At 73.2% G+C, this 21,181-nt stretch carries 23 protein-coding genes; 11 read left to right on the top strand and 12 right to left on the bottom strand.

Going from position 1 to position 21,181, the window contains the following annotated elements; translation table 11 throughout:
* The first annotated feature begins 37 nt into the window (after nt 1–37).
* Entirely contained in the window at nt 38–520 is a 483-nt protein-coding gene (locus AB0G79_RS20740; RefSeq protein WP_360808432.1) for a glutathione peroxidase, read from the top strand.
* Nucleotides 521–610: 90 nt separating this feature from the next.
* Here the strand turns inward: AB0G79_RS20740 and AB0G79_RS20735 are convergent, their stop codons facing one another.
* On the bottom strand, nt 611–1,993 hold the full coding sequence (locus AB0G79_RS20735; RefSeq protein WP_360808430.1) for a cytochrome P450: 1,383 nt from the start codon (nt 1,991–1,993) through the stop codon (nt 611–613).
* A gap of 190 nt (nt 1,994–2,183) precedes the next feature.
* Here AB0G79_RS20735 and AB0G79_RS20730 point away from each other — a divergent pair, with 190 nt between their 5' ends.
* Entirely contained in the window at nt 2,184–2,651 is a 468-nt protein-coding gene (locus AB0G79_RS20730; RefSeq protein WP_360808428.1) for a VOC family protein, read from the top strand.
* A gap of 33 nt (nt 2,652–2,684) precedes the next feature.
* On the opposite strand, the gene AB0G79_RS20725 is transcribed toward AB0G79_RS20730, so the two are convergent.
* Nucleotides 2,685–3,902, bottom strand: a complete 1,218-nt coding sequence (locus tag AB0G79_RS20725; protein WP_360808426.1) for an acyl-CoA dehydrogenase family protein — start codon at nt 3,900–3,902, stop codon at nt 2,685–2,687.
* Between the two features lie 163 nt (nt 3,903–4,065).
* Here AB0G79_RS20725 and AB0G79_RS20720 point away from each other — a divergent pair, with 163 nt between their 5' ends.
* The gene (locus AB0G79_RS20720) at nt 4,066–4,713 is read left to right on the top strand and encodes a TetR family transcriptional regulator (protein ID WP_360808425.1); all 648 of its coding nucleotides are present in this window, start codon (nt 4,066–4,068) and stop codon (nt 4,711–4,713) included.
* Between the two features lie 16 nt (nt 4,714–4,729).
* Here the strand turns inward: AB0G79_RS20720 and def are convergent, their stop codons facing one another.
* The gene (gene def / locus AB0G79_RS20715; RefSeq protein WP_360808423.1) at nt 4,730–5,287 is read right to left on the bottom strand and encodes a peptide deformylase; all 558 of its coding nucleotides are present in this window, start codon (nt 5,285–5,287) and stop codon (nt 4,730–4,732) included.
* Between the two features lie 124 nt (nt 5,288–5,411).
* Here def and AB0G79_RS20710 point away from each other — a divergent pair, with 124 nt between their 5' ends.
* From AB0G79_RS20710 to AB0G79_RS20690, 5 genes are all read left to right on the top strand, one after another.
* On the top strand, nt 5,412–6,659 hold the full coding sequence (locus AB0G79_RS20710) for a MurT ligase domain-containing protein (RefSeq protein ID WP_360808421.1): 1,248 nt from the start codon (nt 5,412–5,414) through the stop codon (nt 6,657–6,659).
* Nucleotides 6,660–6,678: 19 nt separating this feature from the next.
* The gene (locus AB0G79_RS20705) at nt 6,679–7,407 is read left to right on the top strand and encodes a glutamine amidotransferase (protein ID WP_360808419.1); all 729 of its coding nucleotides are present in this window, start codon (nt 6,679–6,681) and stop codon (nt 7,405–7,407) included.
* 167 nt (nt 7,408–7,574) lie between these two features.
* Nucleotides 7,575–8,600: a 6-phosphofructokinase gene (locus tag AB0G79_RS20700; protein ID WP_360808417.1), complete on the top strand. Its 1,026-nt coding sequence runs from the start codon at nt 7,575–7,577 to the stop codon at nt 8,598–8,600.
* Between the two features lie 114 nt (nt 8,601–8,714).
* Nucleotides 8,715–9,671, top strand: coding sequence for a cytochrome c oxidase assembly protein (locus tag AB0G79_RS20695; RefSeq protein WP_360808415.1), 957 nt, complete (start codon nt 8,715–8,717; stop codon nt 9,669–9,671).
* Nucleotides 9,672–9,770: 99 nt separating this feature from the next.
* Nucleotides 9,771–9,974, top strand: coding sequence for a hypothetical protein (locus AB0G79_RS20690; protein WP_360808692.1), 204 nt, complete (start codon nt 9,771–9,773; stop codon nt 9,972–9,974).
* Nucleotides 9,975–9,990: 16 nt separating this feature from the next.
* Here the strand turns inward: AB0G79_RS20690 and AB0G79_RS20685 are convergent, their stop codons facing one another.
* Nucleotides 9,991–11,001, bottom strand: coding sequence for a DUF3048 domain-containing protein (locus tag AB0G79_RS20685; RefSeq protein WP_360808675.1), 1,011 nt, complete (start codon nt 10,999–11,001; stop codon nt 9,991–9,993).
* 113 nt (nt 11,002–11,114) lie between these two features.
* Between AB0G79_RS20685 and AB0G79_RS20680 the strand changes: the two genes are divergently transcribed.
* Both AB0G79_RS20680 and AB0G79_RS20675 read left to right on the top strand, forming a co-directional pair.
* Nucleotides 11,115–11,834: a lysophospholipid acyltransferase family protein gene (locus AB0G79_RS20680; RefSeq protein ID WP_360808413.1), complete on the top strand. Its 720-nt coding sequence runs from the start codon at nt 11,115–11,117 to the stop codon at nt 11,832–11,834.
* Nucleotides 11,835–11,898: 64 nt separating this feature from the next.
* Nucleotides 11,899–12,939: an NAD-dependent epimerase/dehydratase family protein gene (locus AB0G79_RS20675; RefSeq protein WP_360808411.1), complete on the top strand. Its 1,041-nt coding sequence runs from the start codon at nt 11,899–11,901 to the stop codon at nt 12,937–12,939.
* Between the two features lie 64 nt (nt 12,940–13,003).
* Here AB0G79_RS20675 and AB0G79_RS20670 read toward each other — a convergent pair whose 3' ends face one another.
* The 8 genes from AB0G79_RS20670 to AB0G79_RS20635 all read right to left on the bottom strand — a co-directional run bounded on the left by AB0G79_RS20670 (nt 13,004) and on the right by AB0G79_RS20635 (nt 20,042).
* Complete coding sequence (locus tag AB0G79_RS20670) at nt 13,004–14,584, bottom strand: alpha/beta hydrolase (protein ID WP_360808409.1); 1,581 nt, start codon at nt 14,582–14,584, stop codon at nt 13,004–13,006.
* Between the two features lie 159 nt (nt 14,585–14,743).
* On the bottom strand, nt 14,744–15,487 hold the full coding sequence (locus AB0G79_RS20665) for an urease accessory protein UreD (protein ID WP_360808407.1): 744 nt from the start codon (nt 15,485–15,487) through the stop codon (nt 14,744–14,746).
* Nucleotides 15,484–16,158: an urease accessory protein UreG gene (ureG, locus tag AB0G79_RS20660; protein WP_360808405.1), complete on the bottom strand. Its 675-nt coding sequence runs from the start codon at nt 16,156–16,158 to the stop codon at nt 15,484–15,486. Before ureG ends, AB0G79_RS20665 begins: the two co-directional genes overlap by 4 nt.
* Nucleotides 16,159–16,184: 26 nt before the next feature.
* Entirely contained in the window at nt 16,185–16,847 is a 663-nt protein-coding gene (locus tag AB0G79_RS20655; protein WP_360808403.1) for an urease accessory UreF family protein, read from the bottom strand.
* Nucleotides 16,848–16,856: 9 nt separating this feature from the next.
* Entirely contained in the window at nt 16,857–18,578 is a 1,722-nt protein-coding gene (locus tag AB0G79_RS20650; RefSeq protein ID WP_360808401.1) for an urease subunit alpha, read from the bottom strand.
* On the bottom strand, nt 18,571–18,942 hold the full coding sequence (locus tag AB0G79_RS20645; protein WP_360808398.1) for an urease subunit beta: 372 nt from the start codon (nt 18,940–18,942) through the stop codon (nt 18,571–18,573). Before AB0G79_RS20645 ends, AB0G79_RS20650 begins: the two co-directional genes overlap by 8 nt.
* A 13-nt stretch (nt 18,943–18,955) precedes the next feature.
* Nucleotides 18,956–19,258, bottom strand: a complete 303-nt coding sequence (locus AB0G79_RS20640; protein ID WP_360808396.1) for an urease subunit gamma — start codon at nt 19,256–19,258, stop codon at nt 18,956–18,958.
* A 163-nt stretch (nt 19,259–19,421) separates the two neighbouring features.
* Nucleotides 19,422–20,042, bottom strand: coding sequence for a TetR/AcrR family transcriptional regulator (locus tag AB0G79_RS20635; RefSeq protein WP_360808394.1), 621 nt, complete (start codon nt 20,040–20,042; stop codon nt 19,422–19,424).
* A gap of 105 nt (nt 20,043–20,147) precedes the next feature.
* Between AB0G79_RS20635 and AB0G79_RS20630 the strand changes: the two genes are divergently transcribed.
* Nucleotides 20,148–21,173 (top strand): ABC transporter permease, encoded by a 1,026-nt coding sequence (locus AB0G79_RS20630; RefSeq protein ID WP_360808392.1) that lies wholly within the window; start codon nt 20,148–20,150, stop codon nt 21,171–21,173.
* Nucleotides 21,174–21,181 lie beyond the last annotated feature (8 nt).

The raw sequence follows: 21,181 nt of genomic DNA, 5'->3' as shown, positions 1-21,181 counted from the left end.
CCAACCCTATTTCCGTGTTTCCGACGAGGAGCAGCCCATGAGCCTGTACGACATTCCGCTGAAGACGCTGGCCGGCGAGCCGGTCTCGCTCGCCGACTACCGGGACCACGCCGTCCTCGTCGTGAACGTGGCGTCGAAGTGCGGCCTGACCCCGCAGTACGAGGGTCTGGAGCGGCTGCAGAAGGCGTACGGGGAGCGCGGCTTCACGGTGCTCGGCGTGCCCTGCAACCAGTTCGCGGGCCAGGAGCCGGGGAGCGCGGAGGAGATCGCGACCTTCTGCTCGGCGACGTACGGCGTGTCCTTCCCGCTCCTGGAGAAGACCGACGTGAACGGCGCGGAGCGGCACCCGCTCTACTCGGAGCTGACGAAGGTCGCGGACGCCGAGGGCGAGGCCGGGGACGTCCAGTGGAACTTCGAGAAGTTCCTGATCGGCCGGGACGGGCAGGTCACCCGCTTCCGTCCGCGCACCGAGCCGGAGGCCGCCGAGGTCGTGGCGGCGATCGAGGCGCAGCTCGCCTGACGTACGCCTCCGCGCGGAACGGCCCGCCCCCGCCCGGGGCGGGCCGTTCGCGTGCCCGGCGGGCCCGCCGGGGCCCGCCGCCGGACCGCCCTAGACGGCCCTGGGGCGCAGCCGGCAGCGGGCCGGGCCCTGGGCGGTGAGGGTGATGGCGACGGTGACGGGCACCTCGGTGTCGACGGCCTCGACGTCGTACCGCTGGAGGATCATGGCGAGCGCGATCACGGACTCCAGCATGGAGAAGTGCTGGCCGATGCAGGCGCGCGGGCCGCCGCCGAAGGGGTACCAGGCGTACCGGGGGCGGGCGGCCTCGGCCTCGGGGGTGAAGCGGTCGGGGTCGAAGGTCTCCGGGTCCTCCCAGTAGTCCGGGTGGCGGTGGGTGACCCAGGAGGCGACGATGACGTCCGCCCCGGCGGGGATGGCGACGCCGTCGACCTCGGTGGCCTCGACGGAGCGGCGGCCGACGGCCGGGGCGGCCGGGAAGAGCCGCATCGTCTCCTTGAGGACGCGGGTGACGTACGGCAGGGCGTCGAGGTCGGCGGCGCCCGGCGTCCGGCCCGCGAGGACCGTGTCCACCTCCTCCTGGGCCTTCTTGAGGACCTCGGGGTGGCGGCCGAGGAGGTGGAGGGCGAAGCCGAGCGACGTCGCGGTCGTCTCGTGGCCGGCGAGCAGGAAGATGAGGACCTGCTCGCGCAGCTCGGTGGCGTCGAAGCTGCCGTCCTCGGCGCTCTCGGCCTCGGCGAGGAGGGTGAGGAGGTCCTGTCCGTCGCCGTCGGCCCGGCCGGCCTCGCGGCGGGCGGCGATGATGCGGTCGCAGACCTCGTAGAGCGCCTGGTGGACGGCGGCGGCCTTGCGGTTGCCGGGGGTGGGCCACTGGCGCGGGACGGTCACCGGGGAGTAGCCGCGGGTCAGGACGTACCGGGCGAGTTCGGGGAAGCTGCGCTCGACGATGTCCACGGCCTCGTCGACGTCGGTGCCGAAGAGGATGCGGGCGACCGCCCGGAGGGCGAAGCGGGTCATCTCGTGGAGGACGTCGACGACCTCGGAGCCGCCGTCGCGCCACTCGTCCATGAGGGTGGTGACCTCGGCGGCGACGGCGTCGGCGTAGCCGTCGACGCGGCGCTTGGTGAAGAGCGGCTGGACCAGTCGGCGCTGACGGAGGTAGTCCTCGTCCTGGCTGGTGAGCAGGCCGTTGCCGAAGGACTCGCGGATCTCCCGGTAGAAGGCGTTGTCCTTGCGGAAGTTGGCGGACTGGGTGGCGAGGACCTGCTGGGCGCCCTCGGCGGAGAAGACGCCGTAGACGGTCGCGCGGATGCCGGGCGGGCCGGCGGTGATGCGGACGACGTCGCCGTGCGCGCGGTGGGCGCGCAGGAAGGTGCTGAGCGAGTCCTTCTTGAGTTCGAACATGGAGCCGAGCAGCGGGAGTCCCGCGAGCTCGGGTGCGGCGGGCGCTGCGGGCCTGCTGGTGGTGGCCATGATGGTTGTTCCCCCTGGACGGTCCCCCGGTCGGCGCCCGTACGGCACCTGGTCGTCACCGGCGGGGTGATTGTGCCCCAGGCCGTGGCGGACCGACAGGGCGGCGTGAACTCACGTCCGTTTGCTGCCGGTTGGTCCATGCCCCCGTGCCCCGGGGGCGATTGTCGGTGGCGTCTGGGAGGCTCGTCCCATGAACCGCCCCGAGCTCACCCTGCAGCTGACCATCGACTGTGCCGACCCGCAGCGCCTCGTGCCCTTCTGGATCGACGCCCTGCGGTACGTCCCCGATCCGCCGCCGGGCGGGCACGCCAGCTGGCGGGAGTACTGGCGGGCGATCGGCGTGCCCGAGGAGGAGCTGGGCGACGACGCCGGGGAGCTGCCGGAGTCGATCGTGGACCCGACGGGCGCGGGCCCCCGGGTCTGGTTCCAGCGGGTCCCGGAGCCCAAGACGGTGAAGAACCGGGTCCATCTCGACCTGAAGGTCGGCGGCGGGCGCGAGGTGCCCCTCGCGGTGCGCCGGGAGCGGGTGGACGGCGAGGTGGCCCGGCTGAGGGCGCTCGGCGCGACCGTGCTGTACGCGATGGACGAGCCGAGCGGCATGGACTACTACGCGGTGGTGCTCCAGGACCCGGAGGGCAACGAGTTCTGCATCGTGTGAGGGGGCCCGGTCCCCCTCACACGTGCCGCCCGGCTACTTCGCGAGCGCGCGGCTGATGACCATCCGCTGGATCTCGCTGGTGCCCTCGAAGATCGTGTAGATCGCCGCGTCGCGGTGCATCCGCTCGACCGGGTACTCCCGGGTGTAGCCGTTGCCGCCGAGGATCTGGATGGCCTGGCCGGTGACCTGCTTGGCGACCTCGCTGGCGTACAGCTTCGACATGGAGCCCTCGGCGGAGGTGAAGGGCTTGCCGGCGGTCGCCATCCAGGAGGCGCGCCAGACGAGGAGGCGGGCCGCGTCGATCTGGGTGCGCATGTCGGCGAGCTGGAAGGCGACGCCCTGGTTCTCGATGATCGGGCGGCCGAACTGCACGCGGGTCTTCGCGTAGTCGAGGGCGACCTCGTACGCGGCGCGGGCGGTGCCGACGGCCATGGCGCCGACGGCGGGGCGGGAGGCCTCGAAGGTGGCCATGGCGGCGTTCTTGACGCTCGCGCCGCCGCCCTGCCTCGCCTTCTCGCGGGCCCGGGCGAGGCGCTCGTCGAGCTTGTCCTTGCCGCCGAGGAGGCAGTGGCCGGGGACGCGGACGCCGTCGAGGACGACCTCGGCGGTGTGGGAGGCGCGGATGCCGTGCTTCTGGAACTTCTGGCCCTGGGAGAGGCCGGGGGTGTTCGGCGGGACGATGAAGGAGGCGTGGCCGCGGGAGCCGAGCTCGGGGTCGACGACGGCGACGACGACGTGGACGTTGGCGATGCCGCCGTTGGTCGCCCAGGTCTTGGTGCCGTTGAGGACCCATTCGTCCTTGGCCTCGTCGTAGACGGCCCGGGTGCGCATGGCGGCGACGTCGGAGCCGGCGTCGGGCTCGGAGGAGCAGAAGGCGGCGACCTTCACGTCGTTCGCGTCGCCGTACATCTGCGGGACCCAGGTGCCGATCTGCTCCTCGGTGCCGTTGGCGAGGACGCCGACGGCGGCGAGGCCGGTGCCGACGATGGAGAGGGCGATGCCGGCGTCGCCCCAGAAGAGCTCCTCCATGGTCATCGGGACGCCGAGGCCGGTCGGGTCGAAGAACTGCTGGGCGTAGAAGTCCAGGGAGTAGATGCCGAGCTTGGCGGCCTCCTGGATGATCGGCCAGGGGGTCTCCTCACGCTCGTCCCATTCGGCGGCCGCGGGGCGCATGACGTCGGCGGCGAAGCCGTGCAGCCAGTCGCGGACCTGCTTCTGGTCGTCGTTGAGTTCGAGCGTGAACTCGGTCATCGTTCCCTCCCCAGCAGACGTTACTTGCGGTAACGGCAGTCTGTTACCGGCGGGTACGGGCTGTCAACCTGCGGCGGAGCGGTTCGGACGGCTCGGCGCCGAACCGCGTGCGGGTGTTAGTTTGCGACAGCCTCACGGAATCGCACGGGCGGGGAGAGACGCTATGGACATCACACACCGGACCACCGACCAGCAGAAGCCCGCCGAACAGCGGCGGCGCGAACTGCTGGAGGCGGCGGACCGGGTGGTGCTCCGGGACGGGCCCAAGGCCTCGATGAACGCCATCGCGGCGGAGGCCGGCATCACCAAGCCGATCCTGTACCGGCACTTCGGCGACAAGGGCGGCCTCTACCGGGCCCTCGCGACCCGCCACACGGACGGGCTCCTCTCGGCGCTGCGGGCCTCGCTCGACGCCCCCGCCGACCGGCGCCGCCGCGTCGAGGCCACGCTCGACACCTACCTCGCCTCGATCGAGGCGATGCCGCAGGTCTACCGCTTCCTCATGCACCCGGCCGAGGAGTCGCACCAGGCCGAGCAGAGCTTCGACGTGGGCCGCCACTCGGCCCCGCTGCTGCGCCGCATGGGCGAGGAGCTCGGCCAGGTCATCGCCGAGCGGGTCGACCTCGGCCCCGCCGCCGGCGTACAGGCCCGGATCTGGGGCCACGGCATCGTCGGCATGATGCACGCGGCCGGCGACTGGTGGCTCGGCGAGCGGCCCTGCTCGCGGGCCGAGCTCGTCACCAGCCTCGCCGACCTCCTCTGGGGCCGCCTGGCCCTGGCCGACGACCGCGAGGGCGGGCCCGGCTTCTGAGGCGTACGAGGGGAGCTCAGGCGATCCTGTCCGCGCCGCTCCCCCACGGCTGCCTGCGCACCGCGCGCAGCAGCCGTGACTTGCGCCACCCCGTCACGTGATCGGCGTAGACCCCGCCCGCCAGGTGGTCGGTCTCGTGCTGGAGGCAGCGGGCGAAGAAGCCCGTGCCCTCGATCCGTACCGGCGTCCCGTCCACCCGTACGCCCTCGACGACCGCGCGGTCGAAACGGGGCGTCGGCGCTTCGAGGCCCGGCAGGGAGAGACAGCCCTCCGGGCCCGGGATCACGTCGCCGTCCGCCTCCACCAACGTCGGGTTCACCACATGGCCCAGGTGGCGGACGTCCTCGTCGTCCGGGCAGTCGTAGACGAAGACCCGCAGCCCCACGCCGACCTGGTTCGCCGCCAGGCCCACGCCGTTCGCCGCGTACATCGTGGCGAACATGTCCTCGACCAGGCGGGCCAGTTCGGGTCCGAAGTCGGTGACGGGCGCGCAGGGCGCGTGCAGCACGGGGTCGCCGAGGAGAGTCATCTCCCGCACGAGGCCGGAACTGCCGGGGATGGGGCGGTTTCGCATGGCCGTAAGGGTACGGTCCGCCGCCACCAGGCTGTTTCCGCGCCCCAGGACGGTGCCGCTGTTCGGGCTGCTGGCCGGATCTCGATAGGCTGAGCCCGGACCGACGCAAGGAGGAACAAGAACGATGTCAGGACACCCCGGGAATCCAGAGCCGCTGTCGCCGCGCGCCAAGCTGGCCGTGACGGCGGGCAAGGCCGCGGCCGCGGTGTCGCGGGCTGCGGGGCGCGGCAGCGGATCGGTGATCGGCGGCCGGGTGGCGCTCAAGCTCGACCCGGACCTCCTCGGTCGGCTCGCGCAGCACCTGGACGTCGTCCTGGTGTCGGCGACCAACGGCAAGACGACGACGACCCGGCTCATCGCCGAGGCCCTGCGCGCCAGCGGCCCGGTCGTCTCCAACGCCCTCGGCGCCAACATGCCCGCGGGCATCACCTCGGCGCTGGCCGGCGGCTCGGACGCCAAGTACGGCGTCATCGAGGTCGACGAGAAGTACCTCGCCGGCGTCGCCCGCGACACCACGCCCAAGGCGATCGCGCTGCTCAACCTCTCCCGCGACCAGCTCGACCGCGCCGCCGAGACGCGGATGCTCGCCGAGAAGTGGCGCGAGGGGCTCAACGGCACCAAGGCCGTCGTCATCGCCAACGCCGACGACCCGCTGATCGTCTGGGCCGCCTCCTCCTCGCCGAACGTGGTGTGGGTCGCCGCCGGCCAGGAGTGGAAGGACGACGCCTGGTCGTGCCCCGCCTGCGGCGGCGTGATGCAGCGCCCCGGCGACGACTGGTTCTGCGGCGAGTGCGGCTTCCGCCGTCCCGCGCCGAGCTGGGCGCTCTCCGGCGACCACGTGCTCGACCCGCACGGCTCGGCCTGGCCGATCCGGCTCCAGCTTCCCGGCCGCGCCAACAAGGCGAACGCCGCCACCTCGGCGGCCGTCGCCGCGGTCTTCGGCGTGCCGCCGCAGGTCGCCCTGGAGCGCATGTACCAGGTGCAGGCCGTCGCCGGACGCTACGACGTGGTCAACTTCCAGGGCCGCGACCTGCGCCTGCTGCTCGCGAAGAACCCGGCCGGCTGGCTGGAGACCTTCTCGCTGATCGACGGTCCGCCCGCCCCGGTGATCCTCGCCGTCAACGCGCGCGGCGCCGACGGCACGGACACCTCCTGGCTGTGGGACGTGGACTACGGCCGGCTCGCCGGCCACCCGATCATGGTGATCGGTGACCGCAAGCTGGACCTCGCGGTCCGCCTGGAGGTCGCGGGCGTGGACTTCCGCGTGTGCGAGACGCTCGACGAGGCCGTCACGATCGCCCCGCCCGGGCAGATCGAGCTGATCGCCAACTACACCGCCTTCCAGGACGTCCGCCGCCGCGTCGGCAACTGACCCGCAAAGGACTTGCAGCATGAGTGACAGCAGCCTGCGCCTGGTCTGGGTCTACCCGGATCTGCTCAGCACCTACGGCGACCAGGGCAACGTCCTCGTCGTCGAGCGCCGCGCCCAGCAGCGCGGCCTCCACGTCGAGCGCGTCGACGTCCGCAGCGACCAGCCCGTGCCGACCTCGGGCGACATCTACCTGATCGGCGGCGGCGAGGACCGGCCCCAGCGGCTGGCGGCCGAGCGGCTGCTCCGCGACGGCGGTCTGAGCCGGGCGGCGTCGAACGGCGCGATCATCTTCTCGGTCTGCGCCGGGTACCAGATCCTGGGCCACGAGTTCGTCAACGACGTCGGCGAGCGTCAGGCGGGCCTCGGCCTGCTCGACGTGACGACCGTCCGCGGCGAGGGCGCCCGGTGCGTCGGCGACGTCCTCGCGGACATCGACCCGCGCCTCGGCCTGCCCCAGCTGACGGGCTTCGAGAACCACCAGGGCGTCACCCACCTCGGCCCGACGGCCCGGCCGTTCGCCCGGCCCGTCTTCGGCAACGGCAACGGGACCGGCGACGGCACCGAGGGCGCGTACAACGACACCGTCTTCGGTACGTACATGCACGGCCCCGTCATGGCCCGCAATCCGCAGATCGCGGACCTGCTCCTGAAGCTGGCCCTCGACGTCAACGCGCTGCCGCCGACCGACGACCGGTGGTACGAGGCGCTGCGCGCCGAGCGCATCGCGGCGGCGACCCAGCCCTCCTGAGGCCGCGCGCGTCACCCGCGTCCCGCAGTGACCCCCTCGTACACCCGTACGTTGTCCACTGTGCGGACAGCCGGTTCGGCCCCGCCACCCTGCGACGATAGGGTGGCGGGGATCCAGCCGGACGACGTGGTCCGGGAGTCGGCCCACGTTGCAAAGGTTTTTGGGCTATGCGCATTGGCGTGCTCACCTCCGGCGGAGACTGCCCCGGTCTGAACGCTGTCATCCGTTCCGTCGTGCACCGCGCCGTCGTCGACCACGGTGACGAGGTCATCGGCTTCCACGACGGCTGGAAGGGCCTCCTGGAGTGCGACTACCGCAAGCTTGACCTGGAGGCCGTGAACGGCATCCTGGCCCGCGGCGGCACCATCCTCGGATCCTCCCGGGTCCAGCCCGCGCACCTGGTCGGCGGCGTCGAGACCGCCCGCGGCCACGTCGCGGACCTCGGCCTCGACGCGATCATCCCGATCGGCGGCGAGGGCACCCTCAAGGCGGCCAACCTCCTCTCCGAGGCGGGACTGCCCATCGTCGGCGTCCCGAAGACGATCGACAACGACATCGCCTCCACCGACGTCACCTTCGGCTTCGACACCGCCGTCACCGTCGCCACCGAGGCCCTCGACCGGCTGAAGACCACCGCCGAGTCCCACCAGCGCGTCCTCGTCGTCGAGGTCATGGGCCGTCACACCGGCTGGATAGCCCTCCAGTCCGGCATGGCCGCCGGCGCGCACGCCGTCGTCGTCCCCGAGCGTCCGTTCGACATCGCGGAGCTCGCCGCCCGCGTCGGCGCCCGTTTCGAGGCCGGCAAGCGCTTCGCGATCGTCGTCGTCGCCGAGGGCGCGAAGCCGCGCGAGGGCACGATGGACTTCAAGAGCGCCGGTACGGACATCTACGGCCACGAGCGCTTCACCGGCATCGCCAACCAGCTCTCCGCCGAGCTGGAGCACCGCCTCGGCAAGGAGGCCCGCCCGGTCATCCTCGGCCACGTCCAGCGCGGCGGCACCCCCACCGCGTACGACCGCGTCCTCGCGACCCGCTTCGGCTGGCACGCGGTGGAGGCGGCGCACCGCGGCGAGTTCGGCATGCTGACGGCGCTGCGCGGCACGGACATCGTGATGGTCCCGCTGGCCTCGGCCGTGGAGTCCCTCAAGACGGTCCCGGCCGACCGCTACGCCGAGGCGGAGTGCGTGCTCTGACGACTCCGTCGCGTGACGACGTCGCAAGACACCGCCCCCGGTCGCCGTCGCGGCCGGGGGCGGTTCTAGTCTGGTGCGGACAACAAGCGCGAATCGGGCTCCAGGAGTAAGCAGATGGATCACAGCGGGCACGGCATGACGATGGATCTGCCGCCGTTCACGCTGGGTCGGGCCCTGGAGTTCTCGCCCGACCTCTTCTTCCTGATCGGGTCCCTGGTGGGGCTCGGTCTGTACGGCTGGGGCGTGGCGCGGCTGCGGCGGCGCGGTGACGCGTGGCCGGTGAGCCGGACGGTGTTCTTCACGGTCGGCGTCCTGAGCATCGCCCTGGTGATGTGCACCAAGCTCAACGACTACGGCATGGTCATGTTCAGCGTGCACATGGTGCAGCACATGGTGATCTCCATGCTGTCGCCGATCCTGCTGCTGCTCGGCGCGCCGGTGACGCTGGCGCTGCGGGCGCTGCCGGTCGCGGGCCGGGGCTCGCTCGGCCCCCGCGAGCTGCTCCTGAAGCTGCTGCACAGCCGCTACATGCGGATCATCACGCACCCGGCGTTCACGATCCCGATGTTCATCGCGAGCCTGTACGCGCTCTACTTCACGCCGCTCTTCGACTTCCTCATGGAGTCGAAGACCGGGCACGTCGCGATGATGGTCCACTTCCTCATGGTGGGTCTGGTCTTCTTCTGGCCGATCATGGGCGTCGACCCGGGCCCGCACCGGCCGGGGTACGTGATGCGGATGCTGGAGCTCTTCGCGGGCATGCCGTTCCACGCCTTCTTCGGCATCGCGCTGATGATGGCGAGCGAGCCGATGATCGAGACCTACGCGAACCCGCCGGCCTCGCTCGGCATCGACGCGCTCGACGACCTGCACGCGGCGGGCGGCATCGCCTGGGCGTTCAGCGAGATCCCGTCCGTCCTCGTCCTGATCGCCCTGGTCTACCAGTGGTACCACTCCGAGCAGCGGCAGGCGGTCCGCCTGGACCGGGCCGCGGACCGGGACGGCGACAAGGAGCTGGCGGCGTACAACGCGTACCTGGCCTCGCTCCGGGCCGGCAGCGGAAGCAAGTAGTTCCCGGGAATCCCCTCCCTCACCTGGCGCCCTCCCCCGCGGCGGGGTCACGATGGCCTTGACGGCTTCCGCGGCCCCGTTCGGGAGGAGGGCGGACTCATGTCCGGTCCCACGAAGACGATGACGGCACTCACCGCCGCCGCGTTCGTGCTGACGACCACGTACACGGTGGCGCTCGGCAGCAGCGGCTGGCTCTGGTTCGGGGTGGTGGTGCTGATCGTGGCGACGATCGGGATGGCCGCGGCGGACAGCACGGGCACGACCCCGTCCTCGCCGCACGGCCGCCCGCCCGGCGCCTCCTGATCCAGCGGGGCACCCCTCAGCGCGGGGCGAGGACGATCCAGGTCTGGCCCGGTGCGAGGGCGAGCGGTGCCCCGGCCGGGGTGGTGAACGTCGTGCCCGAGGCCGCCGTGGGCCGGGACCAGCGGGCCTCGTACGAGCGGCCGTCGCGCAGCACCTGGGCCGTACCGCTGCCGACGGTCTCGGTGTACGGGGAGACGGAGCCGAACTTGTCGTGGTACCGCGACGGGCGGATCGTGACGCGCTGGACGACGACCGTCTCCGGGGTGAGCGGACCGGAGTCGGTGGCGCGGGCCTCGCGGCCGTCCATGGCGACGCGCCAGGCGCGGTCGGCGGCCGACCATGTGAAGGTGTAGCGGGCGGCGGGGAAGCGGACGGTCGAGGTGGGGGTCGCGGTGCCGCCCGTGGCGGGGGCGGGGCCGAAGCGGAGTCCGACGTCCCGGGCGTTCGCGGCGTCGGGGTCGGTGGCGAGGGCCGCGGCCGGCAGCAGGTAGAGGTTGTGCGGGGCGGGCCGGGCCGGGGAGCGCCGGAAGGCGGCGGGGTCCGTGGTCTCGGTGACGAGGTGGAGGGGCGCCGCGTCCAGGAGGGGGTGCAGGGCGGTCTGCGCGCCGGAGTAGGCGAGTACCGGTTCCCCGAAGGGCGCGAGGAGCGCGATGTCGGACTCGCGGGCGCTGCGGACGGGGCCGGTGCGTTCGGGGAGGGTGCCGGAGTAGACGGCGAGGAGACGGGTGACGCCGCCCTCGACCTGTTCGACGTAGACGAGGTCGGCGGAGCCGAGCCCGGTCTGCGGGCGGGCCGCGGCCACGTTGTCGATCTTCACGGCGAGGACGGGGGCGGGTCGGGCGGGGAGGCCGGTGAGCGGCGACGTCCCGGCGGGGGTGGAGGGGGCGCTCGTGGTGGCCGGCGGCGGGGACGGTTCCGGTGGGGTCCGGCCGGGATCCGAGCAGCCGTACAGCCCGGCCGCCGTCAGCGCGCAGAGGAGCGCGGTGAGGGCGCGGCCGGGGCGTCTGGCTCCGCGCTCGCCCGTCATCATGACGCTCCCCCACCAGTGGACCACGGGCCCCCGGACGGATACAACGGCCTTGACGGACGACGTATCGACGACAGACGGACGACGACTGACGGACGACGACGGGGGTCGCGGTGTTCTACCAGCTGATGAAGTACGTACTGCTCGGTCCGCTGCTCAGGCTGCTTTTCCGGCCGCGCATCGAGGGGCTCGAACACGTCCCGGAGGAGGGGGCCGCGATCATCGCGGGCAACCACCTCTCGTTCTCCGACCACTTCCTGATGCCCGTCGTCCTCGACCGGCGGATCACCTTCCTCGCCAAGCAGGAGTACTTCACCGGTCCCGGGGTCAGGGGCCGGCTGACGGCCGCCTTCTTCCGCGCCGCCGGGCAGATCCCGGTGGACCGCTCGGGCAAGGAGGCCGGGCGGGCCGCGATCCGCGAGGGGCTCGGTGTCCTGGCCAGGGACGAACTCCTCGGCATCTACCCCGAGGGGACCCGCTCGCACGACGGCCGGCTCTACAAGGGCAAGGTCGGGGTGGCGGTCATGGCCCTGACCGCCGGGGTGCCGGTGGTGCCGTGCGCGATGATCGGCACCTTCGAGATCCAGCCGCCCGGGAAGGTCGTGCCGCGGATCCGCCGGGTCACCATCCGCTTCGGCGCCCCGCTGGACTTCTCGCGCTTCGCGGGGCAGGAGGGCGAGCGGGCGGTCGTACGGGCGGTGACCGACGAGATCATGTACGAGATCCTGCGGCTCTCCGGACAGGAGTACGTGGACGCGTACGCGGCCGTCGTGAAGGCGGCCGAGGCGGCGGACGACGCTCCGGCACGGAAGTTCCCGCGTCGCCGACGCTGAGGGCGGATCCGCGCACGGCGCAATCCCCTGGGCGCCGGGCCCCGGCGGCCGTAGCGTCTCGATCATGACCAAGGGACACGCGTTCGTGCTGGGTGCGACAGGACAGGTGGGACGGGCCTCCGTGCGCGCGCTGCTCGCGGACGGCTGGGAGGTGACGGCCGCCTCGCGGGGCGGCGTCAGGGACGAGGGGTGGCCGGACGAGGTCCGGACCGTGCGGCTGGACCGTACCGAGGAGGGGGCGCTCGCCGCCGGGCTCGGCGACGGCGCCGACGTGCTCGTCGACATCGTCGCGTTCGACGAGGGGCACGGCCGGCAGCTGACGGGTCTGGCCGGCCGGGTCGGCTCGGCCGTCGTGGTGTCGAGCTGCGCGGTGTACGAGGACGAGCGGGGGCGCAGCTTCGCAACGGCGGGGGATCCGGACGGTTTCCCCGCCTACCCGGTGCCGGTGGCGGCGGACTGGCGGACGGTCGCCCCGGGCGACGGCTCGTACAGCGCGCGGAAGGCGGCCCTGGAGCGGGAGGTGCTCGGGGCCGGTGACGCGCTGCCGACGACGGTGCTGCGGCCGGGCGCGATCCACGGCCCGTACGGCCCCGGCCCGCGCGAGCTGTGGTTCGTGAAGCGGGTGCTCGACGCGCGGCGGGTGCGCCCGCTCGCGTACGGCGGCGCCTCGCGCTTCCACCCGGTGCACGTGGACAACCTCGCGGAGCTCGTCCGGCTCGCGGCGGCGAACCCGGGGAGCCGGGTGCTGAACGGCGGGGACCCCGAGGCGCCGACCGTCGCGGAGATCGGGGCGGCGATCGACGCCGTGATGGGCGTGGAGAGCGAGTCGGTGCTCGTCGAGGGCGCGCCGCCGGGGGACCTCGTGGGGGCGACGCCGTGGTCCGCCCCGCACTCCGTCGTGCTCGACATGACGTCGGCGGAGCGCGAGCTCGGGTACCGGCCGGTCGTGTCGTACGCGGAGTCGCTGCCGGAGACGGTCGCGTGGCTCGGCGCGCACCTGGGCGACCGGGACTGGCGGGAGGCCTTCCCGGGGCTCGCGAAGTACCCGATCGACCTCTTCGACTACGCGGCGGAGGACGCCTGGCTGGCGGAGCACCGGGGCTGAGCCGGAGCACGGGGAGGGGGCGGCCGTCGGACGGCCGCCCCCTCGGGTCACACCCTTGCCGTGGCTACGGCTTCGGCGTGGCGTGCGGGGCGCAGGTCTGGTCCGTGGCGTCGAGCTTGCCGCCGACCAGGTAGGCCTCGACCTTGGTGTTGAGGCACGGGTTCAGGAGGTTGGTGATGCCGTGCGAGCCGGCGTCCTTCTCCGTGATCAGGCGCGAGCCCTTGAAGCGCTTGTGCAGCTCGACCGCGCCGGCGTACGGCGTGGCGGCGTCGCGCTCGGACTGGGCGATGAGCACCGGCGGCAGGCCCTTGCCGGTCTTCACCTGGACCGCGGTCTGGCGCGGCGCGGACCAGGTCGCGCAGGGGAGGTTCATCCAGGCGTTGGACCAGGTCATGAACGGGTACTGCTCGTGGAGCCGGCTGTTGTCCCGGTCCCACTTCCTCCAGCTGGTGGGCCAGCGGTTGTCGTTGCACTCGACCGCGGTGTAGACGGCGTTGCCGTTCTCGGCGGAGGTGTTGCCCGCGACGTCGGACGGGTCCGAGGCGGCCGAGTCGATCAGCGGCTGCGGGTCACCGGCGGCGTACGCGCTCCACGCCTCGGCGACCGGCTTCCACATGGAGTCGTAGTACGGGGCGTTCTGGAAGAAGCCGACGAGCTCGGCCGGGCCGACCTTGCCGCCGAGCGGCTCCTTCTTGGCGGCGGCGCGCAGGGTCTCCCACTGCTGCCGGACCTCCTCGTAGGTGTCGCCGAGGTGGTAGGCGGCGTCGTTCTGGGCGACCCAGGCCATCCAGTCCTTGAGGCGGCCCTCGAAGGCGATGTCCTGGTCGAGGTTGACCTCGTACCAGATCTTGCGCGTCGAGGGGTTCACGACGCTGTCGAGGACCATGCGGCGGACGTGGCCCGGGAAGAGCGTGCCGTAGACGGCGCCGAGGTAGGTGCCGTAGGAGACGCCCACGTAGTTGAGCTTCTTCTCGCCCAGCGCGGCGCGGACGACGTCGAGGTCGCGCGCGGTGTTGAGGGTGTTGATGTACGGCAGGATGTCGCCGCTGCGCTCGGCGCAGCCGTCGGCGTACTCGGCGGCGAGCTTGCGCTGCGCCAGCTTGTCGGCCTCGGTGTCCGGGACCGGGTCGGCCTTCGGGCCCTTGACGAACTCGGTCGGGTCGGCGCAGGAGATGGGGGCCGAGTGGCCGACGCCGCGCGGGTCGAAGCCGACGAAGTCGTAGGCCTTGGCGGTGTTCGCCCAGATCGCGTTCTTGGTGGTGACGCGGCGCGGGAAGCGGAGGCCGGAGCCGCCGGGGCCGCCCGGGTTGTAGAGCAGCGCGCCCTGGCGCTCGGCGGGGGTGCCGGTGGCGCCGATGCGGTCGACGGCGATCTTGATCTTCTTGCCGTTGGGCTTCGCGTAGTCGACGGGGACGGTGACCCAGCCGCACTGGATCGGCTTCTCCAGGCCCCAGTCCTCGGGACAGTCCTGCCAGTCGATGCCGCTCTGCGCGGCCCGCGCGGCGGCGACGGCGACGCCGATCGACTCGGCGTCGCGCAGCTGCCGGTTGCTGTCGGCGTTCGCCGCCGGGGCCGCGAGCGCGCCCACGACGAGCGTGCCGGCTATCAGCGTGCCGGCCGAGCCGAGCGCTGTCGTACGTCTCAAGGGTCCTCCCCCAGATGGTGAAAGTCTGTTCGGGGGATCCTGCTTCCTCGCGACACACGAGAAAAGGGCGTACACCTGTTTCGCCTGTTTCTTTACCGAACCCATACCGGGGCGTCCTGTACCGCTGAGCGGACACCCCCGCCTGGCGCTCAGCGCCCTTCAGAACGGGGCGAGTTCGGCGAGGGCCGCGTCGAGCAGCCTGCGCAGCGCGAGGGCGTCGGGGGCGACGGCGGTGACGAGCGCGGCGGGTCCGGCGAGCGGCGCGATGACCGCGTTCTCCCCGAGAAGCCGCGTTTCCACCGGCTTGTCCCCGAAGGCGGGGTCGACGACGAGGAGTTGCCCGGTGGCCCGGTGGCCGCCGAGGACGGCGCCGCCGTCCCAGCCGCCGGGTGCCCCCGGCCCGTAGGCCAGCTCCTGGTCGAGCAGCGGCCGTCCGGCGACGCGGACGGTGAGCCGCGCCGAGAGCGTGCCGGGCGGTTCGCCGTGCCGGCCGAGGACCTGCTCCTCGCGCAGCACGAGCCGCGCCGTGGCGGCGAGGTCGACGGTGGTGCGCGTGCGCAGGTCGGAGCCGGCGGCGGAGACGAGCTGCTCGGGCAGCCAGCGGAGCACCGCCCCCTCCCCCACCGTCATCCGCAGCTCGTACGCGGCGGGCTCGCGCCCGCGCCCCGGCAGGGCGATCGTGGCGGCGGCCGCGTCGACGAGGAGCCTGGCCCGGTCCCGTACCTCCGTCTCGATCGCGAGCCGGTCACCGCCGAGCGGGGCGCTCATCGCCCCGACGACGGTGACCCTGGTGTACGGCTCCGGGCCCCGGGTCCGGCGCAGGGCGAGGGGCCCGTCGCTCTCCAGGACGGGCAGGGTGCCGTCGGCCGCGGCGGCGAGGCGGGCGGTGGCGCGCAGGCTCATGCGACCCAGGCGGCGAGCAGGCCGCGGACCCAGTCGGCGACCGGCCCGACACCGTTCTCGGCGCGCAGCGAGGTGAAGGCGACGGGCAGCTCGCCGCGCTGCTCGGCCGCGTCCCGGGCCATCCGGTCCAGGTCGGAGCCGACGTACGGGGCGAGGTCGGTCTTGTTGACGACGAGCAGGTCGGCGGTGGTGACGCCGGGGCCGCCCTTGCGGGGGATGTCGTCGCCGCCCGCGACGTCGATGACGAAGATCTGGGCGTCGACGAGGCCCTTGGAGAAGGTGGCGGTGAGGTTGTCGCCGCCGGACTCGACGAGGATCAGGTCGAGCGGCCCGACCGACTCCTCCAGCTCCTCGACGGCTTCGAGGTTGGCGGAGATGTCGTCGCGGATCGCGGTGTGCGGGCAGGCGCCGGTCTCGACGGCCTGGATGCGCTCGGGCGGCAGGACGGCGTTGCGGAGCAGGAACTCGGCGTCCTCGCGGGTGTAGATGTCGTTGGTGACGACGGCGAGCGAGAGGCTGTCGCGCAGTTCGCGGCAGAGGGCGGCGACGGTCGCGGTCTTGCCGGAGCCGACGGGGCCGCCGAGACCGATGCGGAGCGCGCGGCGGGTGCCGTCGGGGCGGTGGGCGTCGGCGGAGACGGCGCCGTGGTGGTGGTCGTGACCGAGGTGCATGGAGGCGACTCCTGGGGTTCCGTGGGTTACGAGGCGAAGAGGCGGACCGGCCAGGCCGCGTGGTGTTCGGCGGTGAGGTCGAGCAGGGGCGCGGACGCGGCGGGGAGCGCGTCGACGCCCTCCCGCGCGGCTTCCGCCGCCCGCGCGGCGACGCGGTCCATCTCGGGCGCGAGGCGGGCGAGGACGGCGGTCGCCCGGTACGGGTCGAGGCCGAGGAGGCGTACGGCGGCGGTGGCGGGGCCGCCGACCGTCTCGTACGCGACGCAGTGGGCGGCGTCCTCCGGACCGAGTCCCGCCGCCCTGGCGGTCGTGCCGAGGACGACGGGCTGGTGGGCGCCGCGCGGGAACGCGGCCGCGAGCGCGTCGAGTTCGGGGCTCGGCCAGGTGGCCCGTGCCGCCCGCATCAACTGGCGGCCGAGCCTGCGGGCTGCGGCCCGGAGGGCGGGTGAGGGCGTCCGGGCGTCGGCCGCCGCGTCGAGCGCGTACGGGTCGAGGCCGTGGGCCGCCCCCGCGGCGAGTCCGGCGGAGGTCAGGCCGACCGTGTGCAGCCGGCCCCGGCAGAAGGCCTCCAGGTCGGCGGCGTCCTTGAGGCGGCCCGCCCTGACGGCGGCCTCGGCGCCGCCGGAGTGGGCGTGCCCGCCGGCGGGGAACCGCCCGTCGGCGAGCACGAGGAGTGCGGAGCGGGACATGGCGGCGCCCTAGAAGAGGAAGTAGCGCTGGGCCATGGGCAGTTCGGCGGCCGGGGCCGGTTCCACCACCTCGCCGTCGATGGTCACCGTGAAGGTGTCGGCGTCGACCTCGACCCGGGGCAGGGCGTCGTTCTCGCGCATGTCGGCCTTGGTGACGCGGCGGGTCGAGCGGATCGCCGTGAACTCCTTGCCGACCCCGAGCCGTCGCGGCAGGTCGTCCTCGATGGCCGCCTCCGCCACGAAGTTGACCGAGCCGGCCTGCGCCGCCTTGCCGAGCGCGCCGAACATCGGCCGGGGCATGACGGGCTGGGGCGTCGGGATGGAGGCGTTGGCGTCGCCCATCTGCGCGTACGCGATCTGGCCGCCCTTGACGACGAGCTGCGGCTTCACACCGAAGAAGGCGGGGTCCCAGAGCACGAGGTCGGCGAGCTTGCCGGTCTCGACCGAACCGACGAGGTGGTCCATGCCCTGCGCGACGGCCGGGTTGATCGTGTACTTGGCGACGTAGCGGCGGGCCCGGTGGTTGTCGGCGCGGCCGTCGCCGGGGAGGGCGCCGCGCCGCCGCTTCATGACGTGGGCGGTCTGCCAGGTCCGCATGACCACCTCGCCGATCCGGCCCATGGCCTGGGAGTCGGAGGAGATGATCGAGATGGCGCCCATGTCGTGCAGGACGTCCTCGGCGGCGATGGTGGAGGGCCGGATGCGGGACTCGGCGAAGGCGAGGTCCTCGGGAACGGCCGGGTTGAGGTGGTGGCAGACCATCAGCATGTCGAGGTGTTCCTCGATGGTGTTGACGGTGTGCGGCCGGGTCGGGTTGGTCGAACTCGGCAGGATGTAGGGCTCGGAGACGACCGTGATGATGTCGGGCGCGTGCCCGCCGCCCGCGCCCTCCGTGTGGTACGCGTGGACGGTGCGGCCCGCGATGGCGGCGAGGGTCGAGCCGACGAACCCGGCCTCGTTGAGGGTGTCGGTGTGGATGGCGAGCTGGGCGCCCGTCTCCTCGCAGACTCCCAGGCAGGCGTCGATGACGGCCGGGGTGGCGCCCCAGTCCTCGTGGATCTTGAAGCCGAGTGCGCCGCCGCGCAGTTGGGAGTGCATGGCCTCGCGGGACATCGTGTTGCCCTTGCCGAGCAGGCCGATGTTGACCGGGAAGGTGTCGAGCGCCTCGAACATCCGGGCCAGGTGCCAGGGCCCGGGGGTGATCGTGGTCGCCTTGGTCCCCTCGGCCGGGCCCGTGCCGCCGCCGACGAGGGTGGTGACGCCGGTGGCGAGGGCCTGGTCGACGAGGGTCGGGGTGATGAAGTGGACGTGGGCGTCGACGGCTCCGGCGGTGAGGATCTTGCCGTTGCCGACGATGACCTCGGTCTCCGGGCCGATGACGAGGTCGGGGTGGACGCCGTCCATGGTGTCGGGGTTGCCGGCCTTGCCGATGCCGGTGATCCGGCCGTCGCGGATGCCGACGTCGGCCTTGACGACGCCCCAGTGGTCGAGGATCACGGCGCCGGTGACGACGGTGTCGGGGGCGCCCTCGGCGCGGGTCGTCCGGGCCTGGCCCATGGACTCGCGGACGACCTTGCCGCCGCCGAAGACGGCCTCCTCGCCCGCGCGGCCGGGGCCGCCGCAGCGGTCCTCCTCGATCTCGACGAGCAGGTCGGTGTCCGCGAGACGGATGCGGTCGCCGGTGGTGGGGCCGAACAGGTCGGCGTAGACGGCGCGGTGCAGCTCAGGCACGGGGGGCTCCGTTCGGGTCCAGCGGGCGGTCCAGCGGGCCCCGGTCCAGCGGACCCCGGTCCAGCGGGCCGGCGGTCTCGCCGCGCAGGCCGGGGACGATCCTGCGGCCCGCCAGGGGCACGAGCTCGACCTCGACGGGGATGCCGGGTTCGAAGCGGACGGCGGTCCCGGCCGCGATGTGCAGGCGCAGGCCGCGCGCGGCGGCCCGGTCGAACTCCAGGCCGGGGTTGACCTCGGCGAAGTGGTAGTGGGAGCCGACCTGGACGGGCCGGTCGGCGGCGTTGAGGACGGTCAGGCGGGTGACCGGGCGCCCTTCGTTCAGGGCCACGGGCCCGTCCGCGTACAGGATCTCTCCGGGGATCATCGGCGGCCGCCCGTCAGACGATCGGGTCGTGGACGGTGACGAGCTTGGTGCCGTCCGGGAAGGTGGCCTCCACCTGGACGTCGTGGATCATCTCGGGGATGCCCTCCATGACGTCGGCGCGGGTGAGCACCTTGCGGCCGGAGGCCATGAGTTCGGCGACGGTCCGGCCGTCGCGGGCGCCCTCCAGGATGTGCGAGGTCAGGAGGGCGACGGCCTCGGGGTGGTTGAGCCTGAGGCCGCGGGCGCGGCGCTTCTCGGCCACGTCGGCCGCGACGTGAATGAGCAGGCGTTCCTGTTCGTGCGGGCTCAGTTGCACTCTTCCACCTCATCGTCGTCGACCGGGACGGCACCCGGACAGCCGCGGACGTTACCCCCCTTCAACAGAGCGTTGAACTGTGAAGGGATGGTCCGCGGCCGGACATTGCACGTTAGGGCGGAAGTTTTTCCGGCTCGTTAACTCCGGCTTTGCGTTTTGATGATCATCGGGTCGGGTCGACGGACATCGACATCAGGCCACGCAGCCCGTCCTCCAGGACCTCGACGGAGACGTCGCCGAAGAGCGCCTGCTGGGCGATGAAGCCCTGGGCTGTGGCGACGAGGGTGCGGGCCACGTGGTCTGCGGGGACGTCGGCGGTCAGGATTCCGGCGTCGCGGTAGGCGGTGACGAGCCGGGCCCAGGCGACGCGCATGCCGTTGTAGCCCTCCGACAGGGTCTTCGCGAGCACCTCGTTGCGCAGGGTCTCCGTCCAGACCTGGATGACCAGGCGGGCGAAGGCCTGCCGGTCGGCGCCGGCGATCCGGGTGTCGAGGAAGAGCCCGATGACGGCCCCGAGGAGGACGTCGGGCGTGGGCGGCGGGGTGGTCCGCGCGGCCTCCTCGAAGGCGGCCCGGATGGTGGTGAAGGCCTCGGTGGCGATGGCCTCGATCAGCTCGTCCTTGCCGCGGAAGTAGCGGTATACCGCCCCCGCCGACAGGCCGACCTCGGTGAGGACGTCCTGCATGGAGCTGGCGTGGAAGCCGTTGCGCGCGAAGCAGCGGGCGGCGCCGTCGAGGATCTGGCGGCGACGGGCGTCGAGGTGTTCCTGGGAGACACGGGCCATCCCCAGAACCTAAAACGAATATTCATTCTTGACAACTCCGACGAGCCGCCGCACAGTGAAGGCGAAGTAAAACGAACGATCCTTCTCTTTGAATCGGGGGCTGCCATGCCGACCGCAACCGTCACCCCGCCCACCGCCACCCCGCCCACCGTCGCGGGGCGCAGGACCCTCGGCGCGCTCCTGCTGATCCCGGCCGTCGCCGCCCTGCTCCTGTGGGTCTTCGCCTGGCCCGCCGCGCGGATCGCGCCCCGCGACCTCCCGGTCGGCGTCGCCGGACCCGCCGCCGCGGCCGGCGCCGTCGAGCAGCGGCTCGGACGGCACGAGGGGGCCTTCGAGGTCCACCGGTACGAGGACGCGGCCGCGGCCAGGGCGGCCGTCGAGGCGCGCGATGTATACGGAGCCGTGGTCGTCTCCCCCGGAGGCACGGAACTGCTGACCGCGTCGGCGGGAAGCCCCGCCGTGGCCGCCCTGCTCCGCGAGGCCGTCGCCGCACAGGCGCCGGGCGGAGCGCCGGTCGAGGTCACGGACGTGGTCGCGGCCCCGGCCGGCGATCCCCGGGGCGCCGTGCTCGGCGCGAGCCTGCTCCCGCTCGCCCTCGTCGGCGCGGCCACCGGCGTCGCGACCGTCCTGCTCGGCCTTCGCGGCGCCCGCGCGGCGGCCGCCCTCACGGGCGCGGCGACCCTCGCGGGACTCGTGGGCGCGGCCGTCGCCCACAGCTGGCTCGGCGCCCTCGCCGGCGACTGGTGGGCCGAGGCCGGTGTCGTCGGGCTGACCGTCCTCGCGATCGGCGCGACCTTCGCGGGCCTCGCCACCCTCGTCGGGAAGCCGGGCTTCGGCCTCGCGGCCCTCCTGACGATCCTGCTCGGCAACGCGTACTCGGGTCTCTCCAGCGCCCCCGAGCTGCTGCCCACGGCCGTCGGCACCCTCGGCCAGTGGCTTCCGCCGGGCGCCGCGATCTCGGCGCTCCGGTCCGTCTCCGCCTTCGACGGCGCGGCGGCGGCCGGACCGCTCCTGGTCCTCTCCCTGTGGGCGGCGGCGGGGCTCCTCGCCACCGCCCTGGGCGCCCGCCGCCGGCGGCCGGCTCCGACCGCGGCTCCGACGGCGCCCCCGGTTCCGGCCCAGGCGGGCTGACCCCGCCC

This window comes from Streptomyces sp. NPDC020807, assembly GCF_040641575.1.
Taxonomy (GTDB): Bacteria; Actinomycetota; Actinomycetes; order Streptomycetales; family Streptomycetaceae; genus Streptomyces.
Note: the sequence above shows the minus strand (reverse complement) of the source record. Positions and strands in the feature narration are given on the sequence as shown.

What these genes read in the sequence shown, in the direction of transcription:
- AB0G79_RS20635 (WP_360808394.1), bottom strand. Translation starts at nt 20,042, where the DNA reads ATGGCCCGTGTCTCCCAGGAACACCTCGACGCCCGTCGCCGCCAGATC.
- AB0G79_RS20725 (WP_360808426.1), bottom strand. Translation starts at nt 3,902, where the DNA reads ATGACCGAGTTCACGCTCGAACTCAACGACGACCAGAAGCAGGTCCGC.
- AB0G79_RS20645 (WP_360808398.1), bottom strand. Translation starts at nt 18,942, where the DNA reads ATGATCCCCGGAGAGATCCTGTACGCGGACGGGCCCGTGGCCCTGAAC.
- AB0G79_RS20675 (WP_360808411.1), top strand. Translation starts at nt 11,899, where the DNA reads ATGACCAAGGGACACGCGTTCGTGCTGGGTGCGACAGGACAGGTGGGA.
- ureG (WP_360808405.1), bottom strand. Translation starts at nt 16,158, where the DNA reads ATGCACCTCGGTCACGACCACCACCACGGCGCCGTCTCCGCCGACGCC.
- AB0G79_RS20690 (WP_360808692.1), top strand. Translation starts at nt 9,771, where the DNA reads ATGTCCGGTCCCACGAAGACGATGACGGCACTCACCGCCGCCGCGTTC.
- AB0G79_RS20720 (WP_360808425.1), top strand. Translation starts at nt 4,066, where the DNA reads ATGGACATCACACACCGGACCACCGACCAGCAGAAGCCCGCCGAACAG.
- AB0G79_RS20665 (WP_360808407.1), bottom strand. Translation starts at nt 15,487, where the DNA reads ATGAGCCTGCGCGCCACCGCCCGCCTCGCCGCCGCGGCCGACGGCACC.
- AB0G79_RS20685 (WP_360808675.1), bottom strand. Translation starts at nt 11,001, where the DNA reads ATGACGGGCGAGCGCGGAGCCAGACGCCCCGGCCGCGCCCTCACCGCG.
- AB0G79_RS20695 (WP_360808415.1), top strand. Translation starts at nt 8,715, where the DNA reads ATGGATCACAGCGGGCACGGCATGACGATGGATCTGCCGCCGTTCACG.
- AB0G79_RS20735 (WP_360808430.1), bottom strand. Translation starts at nt 1,993, where the DNA reads ATGGCCACCACCAGCAGGCCCGCAGCGCCCGCCGCACCCGAGCTCGCG.
- def (WP_360808423.1), bottom strand. Translation starts at nt 5,287, where the DNA reads ATGCGAAACCGCCCCATCCCCGGCAGTTCCGGCCTCGTGCGGGAGATG.
- AB0G79_RS20740 (WP_360808432.1), top strand. Translation starts at nt 38, where the DNA reads ATGAGCCTGTACGACATTCCGCTGAAGACGCTGGCCGGCGAGCCGGTC.
- AB0G79_RS20710 (WP_360808421.1), top strand. Translation starts at nt 5,412, where the DNA reads ATGTCAGGACACCCCGGGAATCCAGAGCCGCTGTCGCCGCGCGCCAAG.
- AB0G79_RS20630 (WP_360808392.1), top strand. Translation starts at nt 20,148, where the DNA reads ATGCCGACCGCAACCGTCACCCCGCCCACCGCCACCCCGCCCACCGTC.
- AB0G79_RS20655 (WP_360808403.1), bottom strand. Translation starts at nt 16,847, where the DNA reads ATGTCCCGCTCCGCACTCCTCGTGCTCGCCGACGGGCGGTTCCCCGCC.
- AB0G79_RS20700 (WP_360808417.1), top strand. Translation starts at nt 7,575, where the DNA reads ATGCGCATTGGCGTGCTCACCTCCGGCGGAGACTGCCCCGGTCTGAAC.
- AB0G79_RS20730 (WP_360808428.1), top strand. Translation starts at nt 2,184, where the DNA reads ATGAACCGCCCCGAGCTCACCCTGCAGCTGACCATCGACTGTGCCGAC.
- AB0G79_RS20705 (WP_360808419.1), top strand. Translation starts at nt 6,679, where the DNA reads ATGAGTGACAGCAGCCTGCGCCTGGTCTGGGTCTACCCGGATCTGCTC.